Source organism: Streptomyces sp. NPDC051364, assembly GCF_040682115.1.
GTDB lineage: Bacteria > Actinomycetota > Actinomycetes > Streptomycetales > Streptomycetaceae > Streptomyces.
In genome coordinates this window covers 81017-102130 of record NZ_JBFBAH010000019.1, presented here as the reverse complement: position 1 = coordinate 102130, position 21114 = coordinate 81017, and the positions used below count along the sequence as shown (strand labels likewise).

At 71.5% G+C, this 21114-nt stretch carries 21 protein-coding genes and 2 pseudogenes; 6 read left to right on the top strand and 17 right to left on the bottom strand.

Features of this window, described 5'->3' with window-relative positions:
• Nucleotides 1-66 precede the first annotated feature (66 nt).
• The 13 genes from AB0M76_RS30540 to AB0M76_RS30480 form a co-directional block, all read right to left on the bottom strand.
• Nucleotides 67-618: an MOSC domain-containing protein gene (locus tag AB0M76_RS30540; protein ID WP_365955958.1), complete on the bottom strand. Its 552-nt coding sequence runs from the start codon at nucleotides 616-618 to the stop codon at nucleotides 67-69.
• 7 nt (nucleotides 619-625) lie between these two features.
• Nucleotides 626-859, bottom strand: a complete 234-nt coding sequence (locus AB0M76_RS30535; protein ID WP_365955957.1) for an acyl carrier protein — start codon at nucleotides 857-859, stop codon at nucleotides 626-628.
• A gap of 2 nt (nucleotides 860-861) precedes the next feature.
• Complete coding sequence (locus AB0M76_RS30530) at nucleotides 862-1872, bottom strand: nitronate monooxygenase (RefSeq protein ID WP_365955956.1); 1011 nt, start codon at nucleotides 1870-1872, stop codon at nucleotides 862-864.
• Nucleotides 1869-2753 carry a hypothetical protein gene (locus AB0M76_RS30525; protein WP_365955955.1) on the bottom strand — a complete coding sequence of 295 codons (885 nt, stop codon included), beginning with the start codon at nucleotides 2751-2753 and terminating at the stop codon, nucleotides 1869-1871. The genes AB0M76_RS30530 and AB0M76_RS30525 overlap by 4 nt, the downstream gene beginning before the upstream one ends.
• Nucleotides 2740-3654, bottom strand: coding sequence for a diiron oxygenase (locus AB0M76_RS30520; RefSeq protein ID WP_365955954.1), 915 nt, complete (start codon nucleotides 3652-3654; stop codon nucleotides 2740-2742). Before AB0M76_RS30520 ends, AB0M76_RS30525 begins: the two co-directional genes overlap by 14 nt.
• Before the next feature lie 5 nt (nucleotides 3655-3659).
• On the bottom strand, nucleotides 3660-4616 hold the full coding sequence (locus AB0M76_RS30515) for an inositol monophosphatase family protein (protein ID WP_365955953.1): 957 nt from the start codon (nucleotides 4614-4616) through the stop codon (nucleotides 3660-3662).
• Nucleotides 4613-5923 (bottom strand): aspartate aminotransferase family protein, encoded by a 1311-nt coding sequence (locus AB0M76_RS30510; RefSeq protein ID WP_365955952.1) that lies wholly within the window; start codon nucleotides 5921-5923, stop codon nucleotides 4613-4615. The genes AB0M76_RS30515 and AB0M76_RS30510 overlap by 4 nt, the downstream gene beginning before the upstream one ends.
• 103 nt (nucleotides 5924-6026) lie before the next feature.
• Nucleotides 6027-6554 carry a hypothetical protein gene (locus tag AB0M76_RS30505; protein ID WP_365955951.1) on the bottom strand — a complete coding sequence of 176 codons (528 nt, stop codon included), beginning with the start codon at nucleotides 6552-6554 and terminating at the stop codon, nucleotides 6027-6029.
• A gap of 229 nt (nucleotides 6555-6783) precedes the next feature.
• A complete protein-coding gene (locus AB0M76_RS30500; protein WP_365955950.1) occupies nucleotides 6784-7785 on the bottom strand; it encodes a phosphotransferase family protein in 1002 nt (333 codons plus the stop codon).
• Between the two features lie 31 nt (nucleotides 7786-7816).
• Nucleotides 7817-8767, bottom strand: coding sequence for an ROK family protein (locus tag AB0M76_RS30495; RefSeq protein ID WP_365955949.1), 951 nt, complete (start codon nucleotides 8765-8767; stop codon nucleotides 7817-7819).
• Nucleotides 8764-9891, bottom strand: coding sequence for an alcohol dehydrogenase catalytic domain-containing protein (locus AB0M76_RS30490; protein WP_365955948.1), 1128 nt, complete (start codon nucleotides 9889-9891; stop codon nucleotides 8764-8766). Before AB0M76_RS30490 ends, AB0M76_RS30495 begins: the two co-directional genes overlap by 4 nt.
• A 289-nt stretch (nucleotides 9892-10180) precedes the next feature.
• Nucleotides 10181-11185: a MerR family transcriptional regulator gene (locus AB0M76_RS30485; RefSeq protein ID WP_365955947.1), complete on the bottom strand. Its 1005-nt coding sequence runs from the start codon at nucleotides 11183-11185 to the stop codon at nucleotides 10181-10183.
• A gap of 3 nt (nucleotides 11186-11188) precedes the next feature.
• On the bottom strand, nucleotides 11189-11857 hold the full coding sequence (locus AB0M76_RS30480; RefSeq protein WP_365955946.1) for a HEAT repeat domain-containing protein: 669 nt from the start codon (nucleotides 11855-11857) through the stop codon (nucleotides 11189-11191).
• 409 nt (nucleotides 11858-12266) lie between these two features.
• Between AB0M76_RS30480 and AB0M76_RS30475 the strand changes: the two genes are divergently transcribed.
• Together AB0M76_RS30475 and AB0M76_RS30470 are read left to right on the top strand one after the other, a co-directional pair.
• On the top strand, nucleotides 12267-13109 hold the full coding sequence (locus AB0M76_RS30475) for a class I SAM-dependent methyltransferase (protein ID WP_365955945.1): 843 nt from the start codon (nucleotides 12267-12269) through the stop codon (nucleotides 13107-13109).
• A 281-nt stretch (nucleotides 13110-13390) separates the two neighbouring features.
• A pseudogene (locus tag AB0M76_RS30470) lies at nucleotides 13391-13675 on the top strand (VOC family protein); the annotation flags it as partial.
• A 289-nt stretch (nucleotides 13676-13964) separates the two neighbouring features.
• On the opposite strand, the gene AB0M76_RS30465 reads toward AB0M76_RS30470, so the two are convergent.
• Nucleotides 13965-15338, bottom strand: a complete 1374-nt coding sequence (locus tag AB0M76_RS30465) for an FAD-dependent oxidoreductase (protein WP_365955944.1) — start codon at nucleotides 15336-15338, stop codon at nucleotides 13965-13967.
• Between the two features lie 131 nt (nucleotides 15339-15469).
• Nucleotides 15470-16612 carry a serine hydrolase domain-containing protein gene (locus tag AB0M76_RS30460; RefSeq protein WP_365955943.1) on the bottom strand — a complete coding sequence of 381 codons (1143 nt, stop codon included), beginning with the start codon at nucleotides 16610-16612 and terminating at the stop codon, nucleotides 15470-15472.
• Nucleotides 16613-16786: 174 nt separating this feature from the next.
• On the opposite strand from AB0M76_RS30460, the pseudogene AB0M76_RS30455 reads away from it, so the two are divergent.
• Nucleotides 16787-17086: pseudogene (locus AB0M76_RS30455) on the top strand (hypothetical protein); the annotation flags it as partial.
• Nucleotides 17087-17121: 35 nt separating this feature from the next.
• Here AB0M76_RS30455 and AB0M76_RS30450 read toward each other — a convergent pair.
• On the bottom strand, nucleotides 17122-17502 hold the full coding sequence (locus AB0M76_RS30450; RefSeq protein ID WP_365955942.1) for a VOC family protein: 381 nt from the start codon (nucleotides 17500-17502) through the stop codon (nucleotides 17122-17124).
• Between the two features lie 309 nt (nucleotides 17503-17811).
• Between AB0M76_RS30450 and AB0M76_RS30445 the strand changes: the two genes are divergently transcribed.
• Nucleotides 17812-18390, top strand: a complete 579-nt coding sequence (locus AB0M76_RS30445) for a CHAP domain-containing protein (protein WP_365955941.1) — start codon at nucleotides 17812-17814, stop codon at nucleotides 18388-18390.
• Nucleotides 18391-18502: 112 nt separating this feature from the next.
• On the opposite strand, the gene AB0M76_RS30440 is transcribed toward AB0M76_RS30445, so the two are convergent.
• Nucleotides 18503-19474 carry an XRE family transcriptional regulator gene (locus AB0M76_RS30440; RefSeq protein ID WP_365955940.1) on the bottom strand — a complete coding sequence of 324 codons (972 nt, stop codon included), beginning with the start codon at nucleotides 19472-19474 and terminating at the stop codon, nucleotides 18503-18505.
• Between the two features lie 178 nt (nucleotides 19475-19652).
• Between AB0M76_RS30440 and AB0M76_RS30435 the strand changes: the two genes are divergently transcribed.
• Together AB0M76_RS30435 and AB0M76_RS30430 are read left to right on the top strand one after the other, a co-directional pair.
• A complete protein-coding gene (locus tag AB0M76_RS30435; RefSeq protein WP_365955939.1) occupies nucleotides 19653-20000 on the top strand; it encodes a hypothetical protein in 348 nt (115 codons plus the stop codon).
• Nucleotides 20001-20185: 185 nt separating this feature from the next.
• A complete protein-coding gene (locus AB0M76_RS30430; RefSeq protein WP_365955938.1) occupies nucleotides 20186-20857 on the top strand; it encodes an SDR family oxidoreductase in 672 nt (223 codons plus the stop codon).
• Nucleotides 20858-21114: the final 257 nt, after the last annotated feature.

Below are 21114 nucleotides of genomic sequence, written 5' to 3'. Positions count from 1 at the left end.
GGAGACCTCGAATCGGTGACGGCGGGTCGGTGTCCGGGCACGTCGTGGCGGGCACCTCTGCCGCCCTCAGGGAAGGTCGGGCGCAGCGGGGGGCACGAGCTGCCGCGCGTCGTGCGGCAGCGGGAGGATCCGGTCGCCCACTCGGATCGTCCCGCCGCGGACCACCTCGGCCCGCAGCCCGCCACGGTGCAGCAGGCCGCGGATCAGGCCGGGGCGGACGAGCTGTTCGAGGCGGGCGCAGGGTTCGCTGAGTTTGAGGCCGCGCAGGATCACCGCGCCGACCTGGAACTCCTGGTCCACCAGCGGGTTGAGCCGGATGTCGCGGCAGACGAGGTTGCGTCGGCATTCGGCAGGGGTGAGCGTGATGCCGTGTTCGCAGGCCAGGGCCTCGAGGGCTTCGGCCTCTATGAGGGTGACGTCGCAGACCCCGGACGCCCGGCCGGTGCCCCGGCGCCGCGGCCGGGGGCCCTCGCCCGCCCAGTAGTTGCGGTCCCCCGCCAGCCCGCGGCCGGTCACCGCGCGGGCCCGTGCGACGCGGAAGGTGGGCTCGCCGACGCGCGCGGCAAGGTGCAGGGAGGTGACCCGGCCGGGTCCGGGCGGGGGCGGGGCCTGCTCCATGGGCGGTTCACCCCTTCAGGAAGTGGTCCGTGAGGGACCGAAGGGTGCGGAACTGGTTCACGTCGATGTGGTCGAGCTGCAGTTCCCGGCCGATCAGGTCCTCCAGCAGCAGGATGAACTCCATGAAGCCGAGCGAGTCGATCAGCCGGTTCTCGATCAGGTCGAGGTCCTCCGGGATCTCTTCGACGGTGGGGTTGCGTTCGCGCAGCCAGTCCACGACCGGCTTCATCACGTCGTCCATGGTCACCTCTCCGGGATCCTGTGCAGCTGTTGGGAGTCCGCCGGGAGCCGGCGCGCGCTCTCGTACTCCCGGCGGAGGCGGGCGACGGTGACGGCGGCCGGGTGCAGGGCGGTGACGCGGGTGCAGGACCGGCCGCAGTACATGGCCATCTCCTCGATGCGGCCGGTGGTGGCCTCGCCCGGAGCCGCCGCGCTGTAGCGCGGTACCGCGTACTCCCGGCCGTCCACCCGGGTGGTGGCGATGAAGGTGGCCGGGGCGCGGTCCTCGGCGGTGGTGAGGGAGTTGCGCAGGACGCGGTGCGGGCGGTGCGGCCAGCCGATGTCGAAGAGGGAGGTGATGAGGGTGTCGTCGGCCACGGCCTCGACCACCCGCCGTTTGAACTCCGGGTGTGCGGTGGATTCTGCGGCCGGGATGAACAGGGTTCCGGCCATGGCCCCGTCCGCGCCGCGTGCCACGGCGTCCGCGAGGTCCCTCCCGGTGGCGATCCCGCCCGCGACGGCCAGGACCGCGTACGGGTGGCGGGCCCGGACGGCGGCCAGCAGGAGGTCCGCGGGCAGCCGGCCGAGCAGGTGGCCGCCGGCTTCGGTGCCCTGGAGGACCAGGACGGCCGCGCCCTGCCCGAGGGCGGTGTCGGCGTCCGCGAGGGTGCCGACCTGGACCACCAGGGGGTGTCCGGCGGTCCGCACGGCCCGGGCCGCGTCGGCATCGGGCAGCCCGAAGGAGGTGACGAAGCCGCCCGGGGGCAGTTCGGGCAGGACGGCCCGGAGCTGGTCCAGGCAACCGGCCGGGCCGGTGACCTCGGGGACCACGTTCACGCCGAACGGGCGGCCGGTGGCGGCCGCCACCTCGCGGACCAGCCGGGCGGCCCGCGCGGGCGGTTCCTTGTACAGCGCGAGGGTGCCGCCCGCTCCGGCCCGGGACACCTCGGCGCACAGAGCGGGGCCGGCGACGGCGCCCATCCCGGCTTGGAGCAGCGGCAGTCCGAGCCCGAGCCGGCTGGCCAGCCGGGTCACGAGCGGTCTCCCGCCTGCCGTACCGCGCGGTGCGCGGCGGCCAGGTCCCCTTCGAATACGTCGCCCAGGGCGTGCACCCAGCGTTCCAGGCCGAATGCCACGCAGCCGGTGAAGGCCGAACGGCCCGCGTGGCGAATGGCGCGGCGCTCGCCGAAGAAGTTGCGGTGGTTGTTGGTGGAGGCGACGGCGGTGCCGTCGGTGTGCAGGTACTCGTCCTTGACGGGGGCAAGCAGCTGCATGACGGTGCGGGCGCCGTCCTTCTCGAAGAACGGGTCGGTGGCGGGCTGCCGGTCCAGGGTGAGGCCGAGGGCCGCCCCGAAGGCGGCGATCCGCTCCTGGTGGCGGTCGAGGTGGGCCCGTACGGCTTCGGCGGAGCCGACGCACACGATCTCCCGCATGGTGAACCCCCAGAGCCTGCGCAGCCCTTCGTGGCGGTCCTCGTTGCGGAAGCACTGCGCGACGGTGGTGATCAGGACGGGAGTGTCGGCGCTGGTGCCGGTGAGGTGCAGGAAGCAGCCGTAGCAGGCCGCGGAGGGCAGCAGGTGGGTGGCGTCGGCCAGCTCGGACGCGGGCAGTGCGGTGGTCCCGGGCGGAGCCGCGGCGAGGGCGGCCAGCCGGTCGGGGCGGATGCGGGTGACCGGGCTGCCCAGGTGCGGGAAGTTGCGGAAGTAGTCGAGGGACCGCAGCTCTTCGGCCCGCAGCAGCGGCGGGTAGCTCTGCTGCCGGGCTCCGGCGTCGGTGCCCCAGCGGGTGAACAGGGCGTCGAGTGCGTCCCTCAGCAGGACGGCGGGTTCGTCGAGGGTGGCCAGTCCGTCCCGGACCGACCAGGTGGTCCCGGTGGCCGTGGGGTCCCCGGTGGCCGTGGGGTCAGTGACGGGCATCGAACACCCCGATCCGGTGGAGGAAGTCGGTGGTCTTGTGCAGGACCTTGGCGTGGGCGGCCTGCCGGGCGGGGTGGGCGAGCAGCCGTCCGCGCAGCGCGAAGCCGTCCGGGAGGCCCGCGTCGCGGTAGACGGCGGGGTTGTAGAAGGACTCGATGCTGGTGGTGAGGTAGCGGCCGAGGTAGTCGCGCAGTTCGTGCCGGACCGCCTCGTCCAGGCCGCTGTCGAGGAGCCGCTCCCACAGCAGCTGCACCAGGCGGCGGCCGAAGGCGATGTGGCGGGACTCGTCCTGGTGGTGCAGCCGGTTGATGTGCCGAATGGTCGGGTGCAGTCGGCGGTCGGCGGCCAGCTGGACGTTGTAGTGGTCGACGATCTGCTCGAAGATCAGGATCCGGGCGAAGACCAGGAAGTTCTCGATGTCCGGGTCGCGCGGGGCCTCGGGCAGCTTCACCGACTTGTCGGGATAGATCTTGCCGGCGTACTTGAGGCAGAAGGTGGCGAAGAACCACATGTGGTCGTTCTCCTCACCGATGAAGTGGTGGAAGAACTCGGAGGGGAGCTCGAAGCCGGGCGTGTGGATGCGCCGGGTGACCTCGATGAGCAGTTCGCGGATACCGTGCACGTTGAGGCTGTAGAAGTTGACGCTCTCCCACCGGCTCAGGGCCCGGAGCTGGGCGTGGCTCAGTTCGTCCATCAGCTCGGTGCCGTGGACGGAGAGCAGTTCGGGGGACATCCAGAGCCCGTCGGCGGGGATCGTGGCCGGCCAGTCGAAGGTGGTGAACGGGTTGTAGTAGTCCGCGGTGGCCTTGTCGGAGAGCCGGTCGAGCAGCACCCCGAACTCGCTGTCGTCGGCGGTGGCGGTGCGGGCCGCTCCGGCGGGCTGGGTGTTCCGGGGGCGCATGGGCGTCACTCCTTCCAACGGACGGCCGACAGCAGGGCCCGGTGGAGTTCGGGGGTGGCTGCGGCCACGCAGGACCGCTGGTTGGTGATGCTCAGGTCGGTCAGGACGGTGTCGCCGAGGGGCTGTCCGTAGCCGTCGGTGATGACCGCGCCGGCCCGCTCGGCGAGGAAGACGGCCGCCGCGATGTCATACGGGAACAGGTGCAGCACCCGGCCGTTGCCGACGCGTTCGAACTCGGGCAGCAGTGCCGGGTCGTCGCGCAGCAGCCGGTTGCCGATGTCCACGTAGGCGTCGAGCTGGCCGGTGAGCAGCCGGGAGATGGACCAGGTGGCGCTGTTGAAGACGAAGACCCCGCCGGTGTTGGCCGAGCGGTCGATGAGGTGGCCGTACGCCTCGGTCATCAGGCGGGCCGGGTGGCCGTTGAACTCCAGCGACCAGAACATCCGCGCGGGGTCGGTGGTACGGGTCAGCGCCGGGACGGGGTGGTCGTAGCCGTGCGCGGTGATGCCGGGCGTCGCCAGGTCCCCGTAGAGGTAGGCGCCCGTGCGCAGTTCCATCAGCAGCGCGTGCTCGACGTCGGCGATGCGCGGGCGCTGCGACATGCGGGCGACGGCGACCGAGACGGTGGCCGACTCCAGGCCCGCGACGGCGGGCCGGGTGCCGTCGATGGGATCGACGACCAGCAGGTGGGCCGGGTCCGTGCCGTGGTACTGCAGGCCGCGGTCCTCGGAGTAGACGGCGACGGGCAGGTCGTGGCCGACGACGTACTTCCAGACGGCCGCCTCCGCGACCTCGTCAAGGCCGAACTGGGCGTCCCCGCCCGGCGAGTGGCCCCGGACCAGGCGGCTGCCTGCTCGGTGTTGCGCGGCCAGCACGGCCTCGCGGACGGCGCCGGCGAGGCCGGTCACGTACTGCCGCACGGCCGCGGCGGGCGGGCGGGCGTCGTACTCGGCGCCGGTCATGCGGCGGCCTCGGCGGCGAAGAGGGCTTCGAGCCGGTCGCAGAGCAGATCGGCCTCGGTGCGGGTGAGGATCAGCGGCGGGCGGATCTTGATCACGTTGCCCCGGCCGTAGCGGGAGGTGCGCAGGATCAGGCCGTGGTCCATGCCGCGCCGGGCCAGGGCCTGGGTCCTTTCGCTGTGCGGGCGGCCCGCGTCATCGCCGATCTCGATCCCGATCATCAGGCCGAGGCCTCGTACATCGACGATGGCGGGGTGCAAGGCCGCCAGTGCGCGCAGCCGTTCCATGATGTGGGCGCCGACCTCCCGGACGTTCTCCAGGAAGCCGGGGCGGCCGATCACCTCGAGGGTGGTGGCCGCGGCGGCAGCGGCGAGGACGTTGCCGCCGTAGGTGAAGGAGTGGTGGTCGCTGCTGAGCCCGGACATCCGTTCGTCGGCGACGATGGCCGCGATCTGGGCGCCGGAGCCGCCGAGGCCCTTGGCGGTGGTCAGGATGTCGGGCCGGACCCCGTAGTGCTCGGCGGCGAACATCCGGCCGATCCGGCCGATGCCGGTCTGGATCTCGTCGAAGACGAGGACGATGCCCCGTTCGTCGCACAAGGCGCGCAGCGCCGGCAGGTAGCCGTCGGGGGGCACGATGTTGCCACCGCTGCCGGAGATCGGTTCGACGACCACACAGGCGACGCTGCCGGAACTGGCGTGGTCGAGGAAGTCGTTGATGCGCTCGACGCAGAGCATGCCGCAGCTGTCAGGGCCCGCCTGCCGGTAGAAGCACCGCAGGCAGTAAGGGTCGGGGACCTGGAGCACGCCGGGCATCAGGTGCGGGAAGGGGGCCTTGCGGAAGGACTCGCCCGACATGGTCGTCGTCATCATGGTCTGGCCGTGGTGGCTGCGGAACAGGGTGATGACGTCACGGCGGCCGGTGGCGAGTTGCGCCATCTTGACCGCGCCCTCGTTGGCGGTGGAGCCGCCCGACACCTTGAGGTGCACCTTGGTCAGGTTCGGCGGGGTGACCTCGACCAGCCGCCGGACCAGGTCGTTGACGGGGGCGGTCTGGAAGGTCGAGGTGGTGTGCACCAGCCGTTCGGCCTGATCGCGCATGGCCTTGACCACTTCGGGGTGCCCGTAGCCGAGGCTCAGGTTGAAGGTGCCGGAGGCGCAGTCCAGGTACTCGTTGCCGTCGGTGTCGTACAGGTGGACGCCTTCGCCGTGGTCCATCTCGTACGCGCTGACCGGGTAGTACAGATGGTTTTGCGCGTAGCTCAGGGCATCGCTCTGCGTATCGCGCTGGGCGCGCATGAGGTCGGCCATGTGTCTCCTGTCGACTTCCGTCCCGCGGACACGACGGACGGATGATATCGATATCTCCGGGCAGCGGAAGAAAAGGCTCCCCACGGGATTTTGCAGCCGGATTTCACACGTCCAGAACGAAGGCGAACGCGGCGTCCCACCCCTCGGACGTCTCCCGCACATCCATCAGACACTCTGGCCGGAAATACTTGTCAAGGTGGTTACGGCGTTCGCCGGGGAAATACAGCATCGTGGTCAGCACGGCTCCGCCGGGCGGCTGCACCTTCACGTGCACGTGCCGCGTCCGCCCCGGGTACACGGCGGGCAGCACCGTCTCCAGCCGCCACCTCCCCTCGGCGTCCGCGAACTGGTGGCCGCGCAGCCGAAAACCGTCGTCGTCGTAGACCCCGGTGTCCCCGACCTGCCAGAAGTCGAGCAGGGTGCCGCCGACTGGCTTGCCCTCGGGGGTGCGCACGACGCCGTGCAGCAGCATCGGAACGCCTCCTGCCACATCGCCCCGGAAGCTGGTCCTGCAGGGGGTGTCGGGCTTGTAGTACGGCCCTTCGCGCAGGGCGGGCGTGGGCGGCGTCCCGTTGCAGCGAACGGTCGGCGTGAGTGTCTTCAGGACATTTTCCGGACTTCCGTTCTCCACGGCGGAATTCTCCCTCGATCAAGGATTTTCGCTCCCGTCCGGGCAGACTAACCGGCATTCCCGATGTTGAAAAGAAGGCCCCGTGTCACTTCTTCGCCATTTACCCGACACTTTATTGCCAGGGCTTCCGCGATCAGCACGGGCACCAGTTGTCTCCTGGGAATGGAGCGGCGCACGGGAGGGATGAGAAAGGTGGGCCGATCGGTGGCGCACGCTCCTCCGGCCGCGGTCAGTACCGCTCGGCGGCGGACCGGCACAGCACTGCGCGGGCGCGGGCGAAGTAGGCCGGGTCGGGCGGTGCGGTGAGGATGTCCGCGAGGGCGAAGAGGTCCAGCGTCCGGCTGAGCCGCAGCCAGTCGCCGGGCAGCCGGCCGTTCCCGCCCAGGAAGCCCTCGACGAAGCCCACGGTGAACGCCGGCGGGTACTCGTGGGCGAAGCGCAGCATGTTCCCGACGTCGAAGAGCGGGGAACCGCTGAAGGCGAGCTCCCAGTCGAGCACGGCGGCCACCGCCCACTGGCCGGCGCGCCGTTGGACCAGGACGTTCTTCGGGTTGAAGTCGCAGTGCACCAGGCTGCGTTCACCCGCCACGGCGGCGAGTGCCCGGGGCCCCCGGCGGGCCAGGGCACGCAGTACGGCCGCATCCGTCCCGCTCAGCGGCCCGTCCACGGCCGCGGTGGCCAGACAGCGGTCGACGAAGCCGGGCAGGTCACCCAGCGGGGCCGCCCCGTCCGGGGCCGGGACCAGCGAAGAGTCGCCGAAGACGCCCGGGCGGGGCAGTCTGACCCGGCCGATCCGCGCCAGCACCGCGCCGACGGCCCGGCCCAGGGCCCGCGCTTCGCCGCTCACCGGGCCGTCCGCGAGCACCTCGCTGAGCGGGGTTCCGTCCACGAACCGGTAGAGCAGGGTGGGGCGGCCGGTGGCCCGGCCGTGCGGATCGGCCGCGACCACCGCGGTCACCGGGACGGTACGGGCCGCCGCCCGGCCCAGGACGGCGATCTCCACCGCACAGGTGTTGCGCGGGACCCGGCTGCCGCTGGGCCGGTAGCGGCGCAGTACGTAGCGCTCCGCGCCCGGCGCGTCGGCGGGCTGGGCCGTGAGCAGGGCCATGTCGTTGGTGAACCCGCCGGGCAGCGGGTCCACCTCGTGCAGCCGGGCGCCGGGCAGGGCGTGCCGGGTCAGCCAGGCGTGGGTGGCCGGGTCGAGGAGGCCCACCGGACCGGGGCGCGTCACACCGGCCAGCCTGCCCGGCCCGGGGCTGTCCTCATGCGTCCGTTCCCCCCGATGGCCCAGCGCCGGACCACGGCCGCTGCCGCGCTGAGGCGGCCGCCCGGGCCGCCAGGACCAGTCCGCCCGCCGGTCCGGCGAGGCGGCCGAGCCGTGCCGGGACCACGAAGTCCTCGGCCGCGTGCTCGGGCAGCCCGGGGTATCCGGCCAGGGCCGCGGCCAGTTCGGCGCGGAGCAGCGGGAACAGACCGGGGAGTTCCGCGACTCCGCCGCCGATCACGATCCGCTGGGGCGCGGTCGTGTAGACGATGTTGCGCAGCCCCGCGGCCAGGTACGCCGCCTCCAGACGCAGCGCCTCGCGCAGGGCTTCGCCGGTCAGTTCCTCGGCCGGGGTCCCCCAGCGGGCGCCCATCGCCTCGCCGCCCGCCAGCCCCTCCCAGCAGTCGCCGTGGAAAGGGCAGGAGCCGGGGAAGGCGTCACCCGCGATCCGGGGCACCGCGAGGTGGCCCATCTCGGTGTGGACCAGGCCGCTGACCACCTTGCCGCCGATCACCGCGCCGCCGCCGATGCCGGTGCCGACGGTGAGGTAGACGTACGTGTCCAGGCCGCGCGCCGCGCCCCAGCGGCCCTCGCCGAGGGCCGCTCCGTTGACGTCGGTGTCGATGCCCACCGGCACGCCGAGCGCGGCGGCGACCGGACCGGCGACGTCCACTCCGGACCAGCCGGGTTTGGGGGTGGCTGCGAGGTGGCCGAACTCGGCATGGCCCGGGCGCAGTTCGAGTGGCCCGAAGGAGGCGATGCCGATCGCGTCCAGCGGTCCGGTCGCGGCGGCCGTCTCCTGGAAGAAGGCGATGGCCCGGGCCAGGGTGGGGCCCGGTTCGCCGGTCGGGAACCGGATCTCGGCCTCGATCCGGTCGGGGGCGGAGCCGACCAGGCAGACGAACTTGGTCCCGCCGGACTCGATCGACCCGAGCCGCGGCGCGCTCACGCCTCCACCGGCCAGCCGTCGGGGCCGACCGGGCCGGAGTGCGAGCGGATGACGACCTTGAGCGCGTCGTAGCGCGGTGACCGTCCGGTGCCGTCGTCCGCGTCTCCCTGGGTGAGCCCGCCGAGCGCGGTGAAGGCATCTGCGTATCGTTCGAGCGGGAACTCGTGCGTCACCAGCCGTTCCAGGACCGGTGCGGTGCCGGTGCCGGGGCGTTGTGGGCCGCCGAGCTCGGCGGCCAGGTCCACGGCGACCGGGAAGATGTCGGCCCGGTAGTCGCCGGCGCCGATCAGCCGGATGCCCCGGTTGGTGAGCCGGAGCGGGCGCAGCGGCACGGTGTAGGTGTCGTCGAAGCCCATCACCACGACCCGTCCGCCGTCGTCGATCAGCCGTAGCGCCGCCTCCAGGCCGGTGCCCGTGGTGTCGAAGACGACGGAGGGACGCTCGCCGCCCGAGGCCTTCACCACGGCTTCGGCCGGGTCCGTTCCGGCCACGTCCACGACGTGCGCGACCTGTTCGCGGGCCCGCTCCAGCCGGTAGCCGTCCGGTTCGGCGACGGTGACCCGGCGCGCCTGGCGGGCGGCGACCAGCGCGGTCAGCATTCCGATCGGGCCCGCGCCGAGCACCACCACGGTGTCGTCGAAGGTGACGGACGCGGCCCGGACGTTGCTCAGGACGCAGGCGAGCGGCTCGATCAGGACCGCGCTGCGGAAGGGCAGTCCGGCGGGAACCCGTTCGACGAAACGTTCCGGCATGGTCACGGCCTCCGCGTACGTACCGTCCCGGTCGACGCCGACCTCTGTCCCGGCCTTGTGACGGCAGAAGTTGGTCGCTCCCCGGCGGCACGGAACGCACCAGCCGCAGTACAGCGTGGGGTTGACCACCACCCGGTCCCCCACCCCGACCGAACTCACCTGCGGCCCGGTCTCCCGCACCACACCCACCGACTCGTGCCCGAGCACCACGCCCGGCCGGGCCGGGAACCGCCCGAGCAGGATCTTGCGGTCCGTTCCGCAGACCCCCGTACCGACGATCTCCACGACGACGTCATCACCGTTCACGAGTTGCGCGGCGGGCCGGTCCTGCAGTTCGGCGGAGCCTGGACCCAGATACACGAGAGCGCGCACGAGACCTCCCCATCGGTGTTCGGAGGGCGACGCTAGCGCAGCCGGACGCGGCCGGACACGACGCCTCTGAGCCACTCCGCGTCCGCGGCCGGCGGGGCCCGGGCCCCGCGGCTTCCGGGTCGGCCGGAATGTCGGCTGGTCAGGGCCTCGTGCACGGCCTGTCCGGATCCAGGAATCCGGTCGTCTCCATTCGTCACGGGAGACAGAGATTCGACGGCGTGCAGGCAGCGCAACTTTCTCGAGGACCTCGTCAGCCCCGCCGGCATCCGAGCACCATCCGGAACATCCGTCAACGTGCGTTGCGCAGCGTGAGGATGTACGCCGCGGTGAGCGCAACGGCAGGATCTTCGTCATGCGACAGATCCGTGAGGGCACGTGAAGCTGTGATTCCCGGGATATCCGCGAATGCCTGCACCAGCCGTCGACGTGTGGCCGATGCAAGGGGGCCGTGAGGGAGGCGGCCGACGAGCGCCGTGGCGATCTGCTCGGCCAACGCGGGACGGCCCGCCAACGCACTCAGTGCATCGGCTGCATCGACGTCGTTCGTCCCCTCGACGATCATGTCGATGAGCGTCGGGACCGCATCGGCCACTCCACGTGCTCCGAGCGCCAGAGCTGCACGCCTGCGGACCGCGGTGTCGGAGCTCGCGAGGGAGCCATGCAGCAGGGCGATCGCCTTCTCGTCCGGAAACTCGGCGATGGACCGGACGGCCCGTTCCCGTACCTCGGCTACCGGTGAGGCAAGGCCCTGCGCCAACAGTTCCAATGCGCCATCGCCTGATTGCGCCACAGCCCATCGAAGGGCTCCGGCAGCGTTCGGATCCGTCTCGCTCAGCACTGCCTCGACAAGCGCTTCCACTGGCACTGGCACCTCTTCGACCGAGGACAACGCCGCGCGCTGGCGTTTCCCGGCGTTCTCCGAGCCCAGCGCATGCAGGAGTGCAACGATCTGAAGAACGTCCTCCCAGTCGGCCGGCTCCGCAGCATCGATCCGGCGGAGTCGCGTGAGCAGCGCCGTCTCGACGGCGATGCGTTCCTGCGTCTGGCGGATGAGGTCGTCGACGAGTTCCGAGGGCCTGAAGCCGGGGTCGTCCAGGGCGCGCGCGACTTCACGCAGCGACAGACCCAATGACCGCAGGCTCTCGACGTGGAAGATCCGCCGGATGTCCTCGTTGGAGTACTCCCGATACCCGGACACGGTACGTCCCGTCGGCCGCACCAGGCCGAGCGAGTCGTAGTGCCTGAGCATGCGGGCGCTGACCCCGGACCGCCTGGCCACATCACCGATCAACACTGCCTACGCTCCTCCTGGCTGGTCCTGCAGGGCCGCAACGCGCTTCGCCTCCTCGATCGCGGACTCGAATCCGGCATCCGGGTCGCGCAGCAGCCGTTCCGTGGCTGCCGCATGGTGACGCACGCGAGGGTCGAGATCCCTCATCGCAGCATGCAGGACCGGCAGAACGGCCTGACCGAGGGCGATCATCGCCCGGCTGAGGCTCAACTGCGTCTCACGCCCGCCTCGCCCCAGCTGTGCCGCCAGCGCTCCGGCCAGCTCAGACTCCTCACCCTCGGGCACGAGCACAACCGCTGCCCGCCAGGCACTCCGCGCCACCTCCTCGTCCCCGTCGGACAGGAGCGCCCGTGTGATCGCCGGCCACGCCTGCCGTTCCCCGATCTTGGACAAGGTGTGCAATGCCTGGCTTCGTGCCTGCGCCCGCTCGGAACGGAGCTCGGCGACGAGCCGTGGGACCGTCATGGATGCTGCGTGACGGGTGAGCGCCCAGGTCAGCATCTCGCGCACGTAGAACTCGGGCTCGATCGCGCACCGCTCGATGAGCTTCTCGACGGACCGCGCGTCCGGGATCGAGCCGATCGCAAGGGCTGCCCGCAGTCGCACCGACGAGCGGCTGTCTTCCAGCCCCTGGAGGGCTCGCGCCGTGTTCGTGTCCTGTTCCACCGTGGTCATCGGAACCACCTCCTTGACCGCAGTGAAAACCTTGTCATCGTGTCAAGGTCAAGAACGGCCATGCCGAGGCCGAGTCCCACGCGGCGGGAGTTTCGGCAGGCCGGCCGACGTCAGCCGATGATCGGGCCGGCTGCCGACCAACACTGGTCACGGGGCCTTTGATGTCCGGAATCCAGCCCCGCATTCAACGGCGGCATGACCCACCTGCTCTGGCCGTTCCGCTGCCCGTGCTCCTGGGCGACCAGTCCACCGGCGCACCGCCGGCGAGCTCGGCGAGACGCTCGGGGCTCTGTAGTCCGTACCGCCTTCCCGGGCGCTCCTCACCCGTCCGGCGCCCGTCGGCCGGGCCAGGTCGGATTCCTCTGCTAGAAAGGTTGTGACACAGCGTCAGGTGATGGAGGTGGACGGCATGACCGATTCGGCGGACCCGCGCGAGGCCGACCGTGCGCTCAAGGCGAAGCACCGGACGATGTGGGCGCTCGGCGATTATCCGGCCGTCGCCACACGGGTCGTCTCGGCGCTCGGGCCCGTACTGGTGGAGGCCTGTGGGGTGAAACGCGGCGACCGGGTGCTCGACATCGCCGCCGGATCGGGGAACGCCGCCATTCCGGCCGCGCTGGCCGGCGGCAACGTGATCGCGTCCGACCTGACGCCCGAGCTGCTGGACGTAGGGCGGCGGGAGGCCGCGGCGCGCGGCGCCGAGCTGCGCTGGCAGGAGGCCGACGCCGAGGCGCTGCCCTACGCCTACGGGGCGTTCGACACGGTCATGTCCTGCGTCGGGGTCATGTTCGCCCCGCACCACCAGGACTGCGCCGACGAACTGGTACGGGTCTGCCGGCCGGGCGGCACGATCGGGCTGATCAACTGGACCCCGGAGGGGTTCATCGGGCAGATGTTCGCCACCATGAAGCCGTACGCGCCGCCTCCGCCGCCGGGGGCGCAGCCGCCGCCGCTGTGGGGGCGGGAGGAGCACGTCCGTACGCTCCTCGGCGACCGTGTCACCGGGGTCGAGGCGCGTCGGCAGACCATCCGCGTGGACCTCTTCGAGAAGCCCGAGAGCTTCCGCCAGTTCTTCAAGGCCACCTATGGACCGACGATCGCGGCCTACCGGAACATCGCCGACGACCCGGGGAAGACCGCTGCCCTGGACCGGGCCCTCGACGAACTGGCGGGCGGCGCGCTCCGGGACGGGGCGATGGAGTGGGAGTACCTCCTGGTCACGGCGCGCCGAAGCGGCGATGCACCTGCCTGAGGCCCACCGGGCCGTATGCCAGTGCATCCGGGCGGTCTGCATCAGGTTCCCCGCAGGTATCACCCGGTACGGCCGTGGCGACCGTGCCGGGTCCGGTCACGACGGCGCATGCCGCGTGGTCCCGCTTCAGGTGTTCTTCCCGGTCCCCGGCGTCCAGCCCGGGTCACGCCCGCTCAGCCCGGCGGCCGGTCCAGTAGCGGGGCGCCGTCGGGTACGGGCACGACTGGCCCGAAGTTGCCATCGCCTCGGCCCCCGTCCTCTGCAGCCGCCGGCACGAACAGGACATCGCAGTGCTGCGGGCCCCGGACGGTCACGGTCGAATCGAGCTGGCGAAGTTCCACACGCCGAAGGCGATCAGCTCCGGACCGAAGGACGCTCCGGCCAACACGCTGGGCATTCGTCCCATCATGTTTGCCGTCGACGACATCGACGACGTCGTTGCCCGCCTGCGCACCCACGGCGCCGAACTCGTCGGCGAGCTGGCGCAGTACGAGTCCAGCCATCGGCTCTGCTACGTCCGCGGCCCCGAGGGCATCATCGTCGGACCGGCCGAGCAGCTCAGCTGAAGACTGCCGAGGGGACCGAGCCCGAGCCGGACGATTCCGCTGACGGGAGCCTCAATGGTCTTCGTCCGTGGGCGTGGCACGGGCACGGTGTGCCGGCGCCGCCCAGCCTCGGCCGCGGCGATCCCCAGGGAGCCGCGACCGATCGCGGAGAGCCTTGACGGGGCATCGGTCGCCACCCTGACGGCCGCAAAGGGCTCCGCACGTCGCTGTCGTGCACCCTCAAGGCACGGCCACGGCCCTGCGGTCCCCGCTCGGGCACGGCTCCGACGGTGAGGTGCCGGGCCGGCGCTCAGCCTGGGATGAGCGCCTCCCACTGGTCTCGGGTCGGGCCGTCGGGCTCGGGCGAGAAGTCCGGGTGGACAGCCAGCCAGGCGGTGACGTGTCGGTCCACTTCGTCGGTGCCGTAGGCCTCGTCGGCCCGTCGCAGGAGATGGCGTACCTGCGCTCGGGCTCGCATGACGACGGGATCGTCAAAGGCGCAGGCGCCCACGGCAGCCGCCCGCCGATCTGCGGGTGGTGTGCTCTCGGCGAGGCGTTGCTCGGTGCCGCGGTCGGCCGTCACCTGTGCGTCGAACCACGGGCGGAGGGCCTGTGCCGTCCAGGTGTGGTAGCCCACGGGGTCCGCCGCGATCCGGTCGACATGGGTGGCGATGTGCTGGGCGGCGCGCAGGCCGAGGGACACGCCATGGCCCGAGGTGGGGTTGGTGTGGATGAGGCTGTCCCCGGCGTTGACCAGGCCGGTGACGACAGGTCCGTCGTCGTCGGCGAGGGCGGTCCATCGGTTGTCCAGGCCGGCCATCGGCAGGACGGCTGACAGTGGTTCGGGGGCCAGGTCGAGCCAGGCGGCGGTGGCGGGGAAGCGGCGGGCGGCGGCCTCGAACACGGCCGGGTCGGTGAGCGCGCCGCGGGTCGGATCAGCCGTGGAGAGCACCAGGTTCACCGCGAAGGTGTCGTTGTCGGAAGGGAAGACGCCGGCGAGCGCGAACGGTGCGGCCGAGCCGGGTTTCACCCGCCCGGGGTCACGCGGGCCATCGGCACGCAGGCGGTACCAGCGGCACAGATAGGCGATCCCGGCGCGGTGGCTGTCGACCACGGGCGGGCGGCAGCCGGCCGCGACCAGCCATGCGGGCACCGGCGAGCGACGGCCTGCCGCATCGACGACGAGGTCCGCCTCGTGCATGTCCGCGCCCACCTGCACGCCGGTGACCCGGGCAGGGCGGCCCTCCTCGATGGTGAGGGCGTCCACCGGGCAGCCCCGCCGCACGTCAACGGTTCGTTCCCGCCGCACGGCCGCGGTCAAGGCGGCCTCCAGCACGATGCGGCGGGTGCGCAGGGTCACCAGGTCCTCATCGCCGGCCCGATGTGGCGGATGCCCATCGAACCAGTCGAACTCGTGGTACTCCCGGGCTCCGCGTGCCAGCAGGTCCGCGTAGACATCAGGGGTCTCGGTGCGCAACACGGTGCGCACGGGCGCGAGGAGCGAGTGGGGTTGGACGGCCTGCGGTATTCGGGGCCTGTCCCACTGGAAGAAGTCCCGGTTCAGGTCCTCTCCGGCCTGTCGCGCGTCCTGCTCGAACAACGTGACCCTGTGGCCCCGCCGGCCAAGCATGAGCGCCGTCCCCAGCCCACTGATACCCCCACCGATCACCGCAACCCGCGCCACTGAAGCTCCCCTTCGCGTCGTGTTGCGGCACGAGCCTAATGCTTGGTGATCTCCGATCGGGAACCGGGTCGCCGTCCGTCGCGGTGCCGGGGGGCGGGGCACGGCAGCGGAGGGGGACGGATCCGAGGTGCTCAGCCCGTCGGCAGAGCCGGCTCGGTCTGCCCGCCGCAGAACACCTCCTGGACGAGCTTCTGCTTCACGTTCTCGAACACCCCGGCTATGGCGGCCAAGTCGAGCTCGGCGTCCCCCATGGTCAGCGAACCGGTCAGGGTCCTGCTGCCGTCGGGTGTGCTGTACATCAGCGCCGCCCAGCCCCAGAAGCCGCCGTTGTGCTGGAGGATGGTGCCGCCGTCTGCCGTCTCCTCCACGAACACCCCCAGGCCGTAACCCATCTTGGGGTGCGGTGTGCGCATCTCGGCCAGCAGTGGGGCCGGCAGGATCTTCCCGCTCATCAGTGCGGAGAAGAACGTGTGGAGGTCCTGGCTGGTCGAGATCATGTCACCGGCGGCGGAGATCCAGGAGGGGTTGAACCGGGTGGTGTCGGCCACCTTCCACTGGCCGGCGTCCTCGTACGTGTAGTAGCCGTGGGCGTGCGGCTCGGGGATCTCCGGCGAGGCGTCCGGCACCACCGTGCCGGTCAGGCCCAGCGGACCCAGGATCAGCCGCTGCATCTCCTCGGCGTAGGAGCGGCCCGTGGCCTTCTCGATCAGCAGCCTGGCCAGCACGTAGTTGGTGTTGGAGTAGCTCCAGTCCGTCCCCGGCTCGAACCGCGCCGGCTTGGACAACGCCATCCGCACCAGCTCCTCCGGCTGGTAGGTGCGGAACTGGTTGTCCATCCACTCCTTGCCCATCCCGGGGACTCCACCGGGCACGACCGTCCCGTCGTCGTAGATCTCGCCGGTGAAGCTGAACAAACCGCTGGTGTGCTGGAGCAGCATCCGCACCGTGATCTGTCGGTCCAGCCCGAACTCGGTCAGGTAGTCGTCCGCCGGGGTGTCCAGCCCGACCGTGCCCTCGGCCACCAGTTGCAGCACCAGGGTCGCGGTGAAGGTCTTGGTGATGCTGCCGACGCGGAAGTGCCCGTCGGTCGGCGGCTTGGCCGCCTCGCCCAGCTTGCGCACCCCGGCGTTGCCGACCCACTGGCCCCGCTCGTCGTGGACGCGCAGCTGCACCCCGGCGAAGCCGAAATCGACAATCTCCTGGATGGCGTTCTGCAGCTCCGGGCGATCCGGCCCGGCAGCGGTGTTCTTGATGGTGTGGAGGGACTCGTCCATGGTCATTCCTCAGCTCGCGACGGTAGGTGTCCGGCACGGCTCGAGAGTGCAACGGTGGCCCTGGTGGCTCCCGTTGCGCTGTCGAGGCGGCCATGCGACGAGCGTGCACCCTGCCCCAAGGTCAAGGTCAACCCCTGTCGCGACCATGGACTGAGCGACACCGATCGCAGGCCCACTTGCTGCGCAACGCCGAGTGCCTGGCCGCACAAGCCCACTGCCTTCGACTTCCACGCCGCCGAGGGCCGCTCCTGGCGTCTCACGGCCGACGGCGACGGTGCACGCGTCACCCGTCTCCCCGCGCCCGGCGCGACGCCCGCTGCCGACGAGGGCCCGGACGCGGCCGGCGCCTCCGTCCGCGGCACGGCCAGTGAGCTGGTCCTCTTCCTGTACGACCGCATCCCGGCGGACTCCCTGCAGATCGACGGAGACGTAGGCCTGATCGACCTACTCCGCGCCTGGGAGCCGGAGGAGTAGTACGTGGCGATGCGCCACCCGTTCCGCGCGCGCCGTTAGGGCTGGAGCCGCGCGCGCAGGAGGCAGAATTCGTTGCCTTCCGGGTCGGCCAGGACGTGCCAGCTCTCGGTACCGGTCTGACCGACGTCGGCGGGCCTGGCGCCGAGAGCGAGCAGCCGCTCCAACTCGGCTTCCTGGTCACGGTCGGTGGCGCTGACGTCGATGTGCAGTCGGAGCTTCCCGGGCCGCGGGTCGCTGCTGGGGCTGAGGACAAGAGTGGGCTGCGGGCCGCCGAAACCGGCGTCGGGCGGCCCGATCTCGATGCTTCCGTCGTCCTCCCGGCCGAGTTCGACGTAGCCGAGGACCTTGCTCCAGAACGCCGCGAGCCGGTCGGGGTCGGCGGCGTCGATGACCAACTCGCTGATGCGGCATGCCATGCCCGTCAGTGTACGTAGCCAACCCGCGAGACCGCCTCGTGCACCACGCGGCCCACGCGCAGCTCGCCGCTGCCCGCCACGCCTGACGAGTTGGCCGGCGGTCCGGCCACTGCACCGAGCGGCACACCCCTCCGAGCTGATCCCAGAGGGCGGTACAGCACTCGCTGAGCTGCACGGACAGCGGGCCGGACAGGTCCGGACAGTCCCGGACAGCGGGATCGCTTGGCCGCGTCGCGCTGCCCCGTCGAGAGTTCTGCCATCCCAGCGAACAGCCGTGCGAGCCACGGCTCTCGACCGATGGAGTCTGCCATGCGCAAGCGCACTTCACTCGCGGCCAGGGGCGCCGCGATCACCCTCCTCGCCGGTACCGCGTTGGCCGCTACCGGCGTCGCCAACGCCCAGCCGGCCTCGTTAGGAGCGAACATCGCCACCACCGCCAAGGGACAGATCGGTGCGGGCCCGTGCGGCCTGAACAACAAGGGCAGCTACTGGGGCCGGGGCACCGCCCAGACCGGCAGCTGCGGCCCCAACCACACCGAAGCGCACCCCTGGTGCGCCGACTTCGTCGGCTGGGTGTGGTGGAAGAACAACGTGGGCGGCAGGATGAGCAGGCTCAACGACCTCGCCTCCGGCTTCACCGGCTACGGTCCGATGCACTCGACGCCGAAGGTCGGCGACGCGATCCTCTACAACCAGCACACCTCGGACATCGGAGACGACCACGTGGCCATCGTGGTGGCCATATCCGGCTCAAGGATCACCGTGGTGGGCGGCAACCAGGGCCGGCCCGGCAGTGTGAGCTCCCACACCTGGGCCTCCTACAAGGTCGGTACCCAGGTCAACAACACTCAGAGGATCAGCGGATACGTCACCCCGGTGGCCGGCTGACCTCACGCAGTGGCCCGCCGCCCTCCCCGGGGCGGCGGTTGGCCTGCCCACACCGGGACCGGGGATCCGCGTACCCTGAGCCGGCAGGCGGCAGCCGGTCGCGGACCTGCCGTCAGCTCGGGACGGCCGCCTGAGGAAGCAGGTCGACGAGGAAGCGCTGGGCGGGTTGGTCGCCGCAGGGTTGTTGGACTGCCTCGGCCCCAGCGGTCGTCTCACCGTCAAGGATCCCCAGGCAGAGCTCGGTGTGTGCGCGCCGAAGGCGGTAGCCCTCGACCGTATCGCCGAAGCGCTCGATCCGGAAGAACTGTGCATCCTTGTCGGCGAGGCAGTTGCCCTGCGGCTCCACCAGGCCTTTGGCAGGGCCGCTGTCGAGGATGGTCAGACAGCCCATTCCCTTGCTCGTCGGATGCTCCCACTTGATGTTGGCCAGGTCGTCGCCGTTGGGCTGCAGGAACGAGCGCGGGCCAGGGTCCGCGCAGGGGCGCTGGACCGCCACCTCAGATCGGTATCGCCCGGAGCGTTCCTTCCCCGCCGTGAGGCACAACTCCGGTGTCTGCGCGGGGCGGATGCGGGCCCAGCTCCCGGCGGAGACGACGGCGAGGAGCGCAGAACGGCGGTTGGCCGGGGCACCCGTCATGCGTGAGCCCGAAGTCATGAGATCGATGCTCAGCAGAGCACCGGCCGCGAGAGCTCCCGCCAGCGTCACGGCGACCACCACGATCACGGGCCGTCTCCGGTGTCCGGTTGTTCCCGTTGGCGGCGGCTGTTCATCGGTGTCGCGGCCGCCACCGGCATCCGCAAGAGCGTCCCCGCTCGCCAGTCGCTCCCAGGCCCCCAGCCACTCTGCCGTCCTGTCCTCTTCACCGCAGGCACGGACGTACGCGGCGACCGTCTCACGGCGGGGCAGGGTGCGCTTGCGCAGGAGGTCGGCGACGGTGCTTCGCGGCAGGATGTCGCCCCGGGCCGCAGCCCGGCTCTCCAGCTGCCGCAGGGTCAGGCCGGACCGGGCCTTGAGCCCTCGCAACGCGGCCGTGAACTCTTCGACGCTGCGTATGTCGGCAGGCTGTAACTCGATCTCATCCATCCGACCAGGAGTAGTGCACAGGACGATGACAGACAACGGGTTCCTCGGCCGACCGGACGAAAGCCTGGAGTCGTCGTGCCGCGGGGCGAAGCGGGTGGTCGGGCGGAGGCCGGCCCGTCCTCGAGCCCCGGCCCTGCTGCATGTCATTCCACCCAGCCGACGACGGACGCGACGCCGAGTGGCAGTCGACGCGCCGCTCGGCCGGGTGGTGTACGCGTCTGATGCCGTCGGCACCGCCCTCCTGCACGGGCGGACGGAACTCGTCCGCCGGGCCTTCCCCTCCGGCGAGGCCCTCTGGCACCGGCCGCTGGAATCCGAGGTCATCGACCTGGACACGCACGCCGGGGTCCTGCACGCCCTGTGCGCCGACGACACCCTCGTCTCCGTCGACGCAGCTGACGGGGCGGTCCTCCACCGGCACCCGCTGCCCCCGTATGTGCCGCTCTCGCTGCACGCGGCCCCGGACGGCACGGTCCTCATCGGCACCGCCGCAGGCCAGATCCTGCGCTGCCCGTGGAAGCCATGAAGTTCTGAACAGTGAGGGTGCGAGGTTTCCGCGGCGCGCCGGTGCGTCGCACAACCGTGTCTCGTCGGCGGGACACGTCAACACGCGCCGCTGCCTGACAGTGCTGCGCCGTTTTGCCCCGTGCAGGCCCGGCTCACGCGCTACTCTCGATCACCGAGGGCTCTGCGATCGAGGACGCGCGGCACATGGCCGCCGACGGCTATCTGGCGAACAAGTGGGTGGCCGAGATGATGGTCAAGGACGCCATCGCACGCGGTGCGTCCGCCCGCGTGTACCGGCTCGGGCGAATCTGGGCGGAGTCGGAGCGGGGCGCCATCAACCCGGACGACATGTTCTGCCGCCTGCTGGTCAGCTGCGCCGCCCTCGGCTGCCACCCGGAGGGAACGGCGCTGCAGGCCGATCTGCTGCCCGCCGACGTCGCGGCCCGCGCCCTGGTGGCCCTCGCCCTGGCCGGCGGAGGCCCGGACTCCGCCGCCGTGCACCATCTGCACCACCCCCGGAAGACCGGCGCGGACGCTTTCCTGAAGGTCTTCGACGAGTGGCGCGGGACGCGGTCGGAGCCGGTGGGGCTCGGCACGTGGCTGCGCCGCCTCAGGCAGGCGAGCGAGGCCGGGCGCGACCTGCCGTTCCTGCCGTACCTGGACGTGTTCCAGCAGCACGTCGAGCAGGTCGAGCAGGTCGAGCAGAGGGAGAACGCCTCGGATGCCTCGGACGCCGCGGATCTCCCGTCCGACACCTACCGCAACGACCGGACCCTGCGCGCCCTCGAGCGCCTGGGCGTGGTCATGCCGGAGGTCGACGAGCGGATGATCCGGGACTTCTGGCAGCACCTGGAGGCCACCGGAGAGCTCGGCTGACAGCCGAGCTCTCCGACGAGCACGGCATCGCCGCGACGATGGGCTTCAGCACCGGTGACCCCCGTACACCGGCGGTGTCCCCCACGTGGGCGCACGTACGACGCCCTCCCGCCGGCCGTCAGTGAGCGTCCCACGGTGTCCCCCACGTGGGCGCACGTACGACGCCCTCCCGCCGGCCGTCAGTGAGCGTCCCCTCCACCGCCCTCCCGACGCCTGCGGCGGCGTCGGCCGAGGGCTCCCGCCAGACCGATCAAGCC

Bases quoted from the DNA above. Each gene is read 5' to 3' on its own strand.
- AB0M76_RS30460 (WP_365955943.1), bottom strand. From the start codon at position 16,612: ATGGACGAGTCCCTCCACACCATCAAGAACACCGCTGCCGGGCCGGAT.
- AB0M76_RS30430 (WP_365955938.1), top strand. From the start codon at position 20,186: ATGGCCGCCGACGGCTATCTGGCGAACAAGTGGGTGGCCGAGATGATG.
- AB0M76_RS30520 (WP_365955954.1), bottom strand. From the start codon at position 3,654: ATGCGCCCCCGGAACACCCAGCCCGCCGGAGCGGCCCGCACCGCCACC.
- AB0M76_RS30450 (WP_365955942.1), bottom strand. From the start codon at position 17,502: ATGGCATGCCGCATCAGCGAGTTGGTCATCGACGCCGCCGACCCCGAC.
- AB0M76_RS30540 (WP_365955958.1), bottom strand. From the start codon at position 618: ATGGAGCAGGCCCCGCCCCCGCCCGGACCCGGCCGGGTCACCTCCCTG.
- AB0M76_RS30440 (WP_365955940.1), bottom strand. From the start codon at position 19,474: ATGGATGAGATCGAGTTACAGCCTGCCGACATACGCAGCGTCGAAGAG.
- AB0M76_RS30445 (WP_365955941.1), top strand. From the start codon at position 17,812: ATGCGCAAGCGCACTTCACTCGCGGCCAGGGGCGCCGCGATCACCCTC.
- AB0M76_RS30515 (WP_365955953.1), bottom strand. From the start codon at position 4,616: ATGACCGGCGCCGAGTACGACGCCCGCCCGCCCGCCGCGGCCGTGCGG.
- AB0M76_RS30510 (WP_365955952.1), bottom strand. From the start codon at position 5,923: ATGGCCGACCTCATGCGCGCCCAGCGCGATACGCAGAGCGATGCCCTG.
- AB0M76_RS30525 (WP_365955955.1), bottom strand. From the start codon at position 2,753: ATGCCCGTCACTGACCCCACGGCCACCGGGGACCCCACGGCCACCGGG.
- AB0M76_RS30535 (WP_365955957.1), bottom strand. From the start codon at position 859: ATGGACGACGTGATGAAGCCGGTCGTGGACTGGCTGCGCGAACGCAAC.
- AB0M76_RS30480 (WP_365955946.1), bottom strand. From the start codon at position 11,857: ATGACCACGGTGGAACAGGACACGAACACGGCGCGAGCCCTCCAGGGG.
- AB0M76_RS30475 (WP_365955945.1), top strand. From the start codon at position 12,267: ATGACCGATTCGGCGGACCCGCGCGAGGCCGACCGTGCGCTCAAGGCG.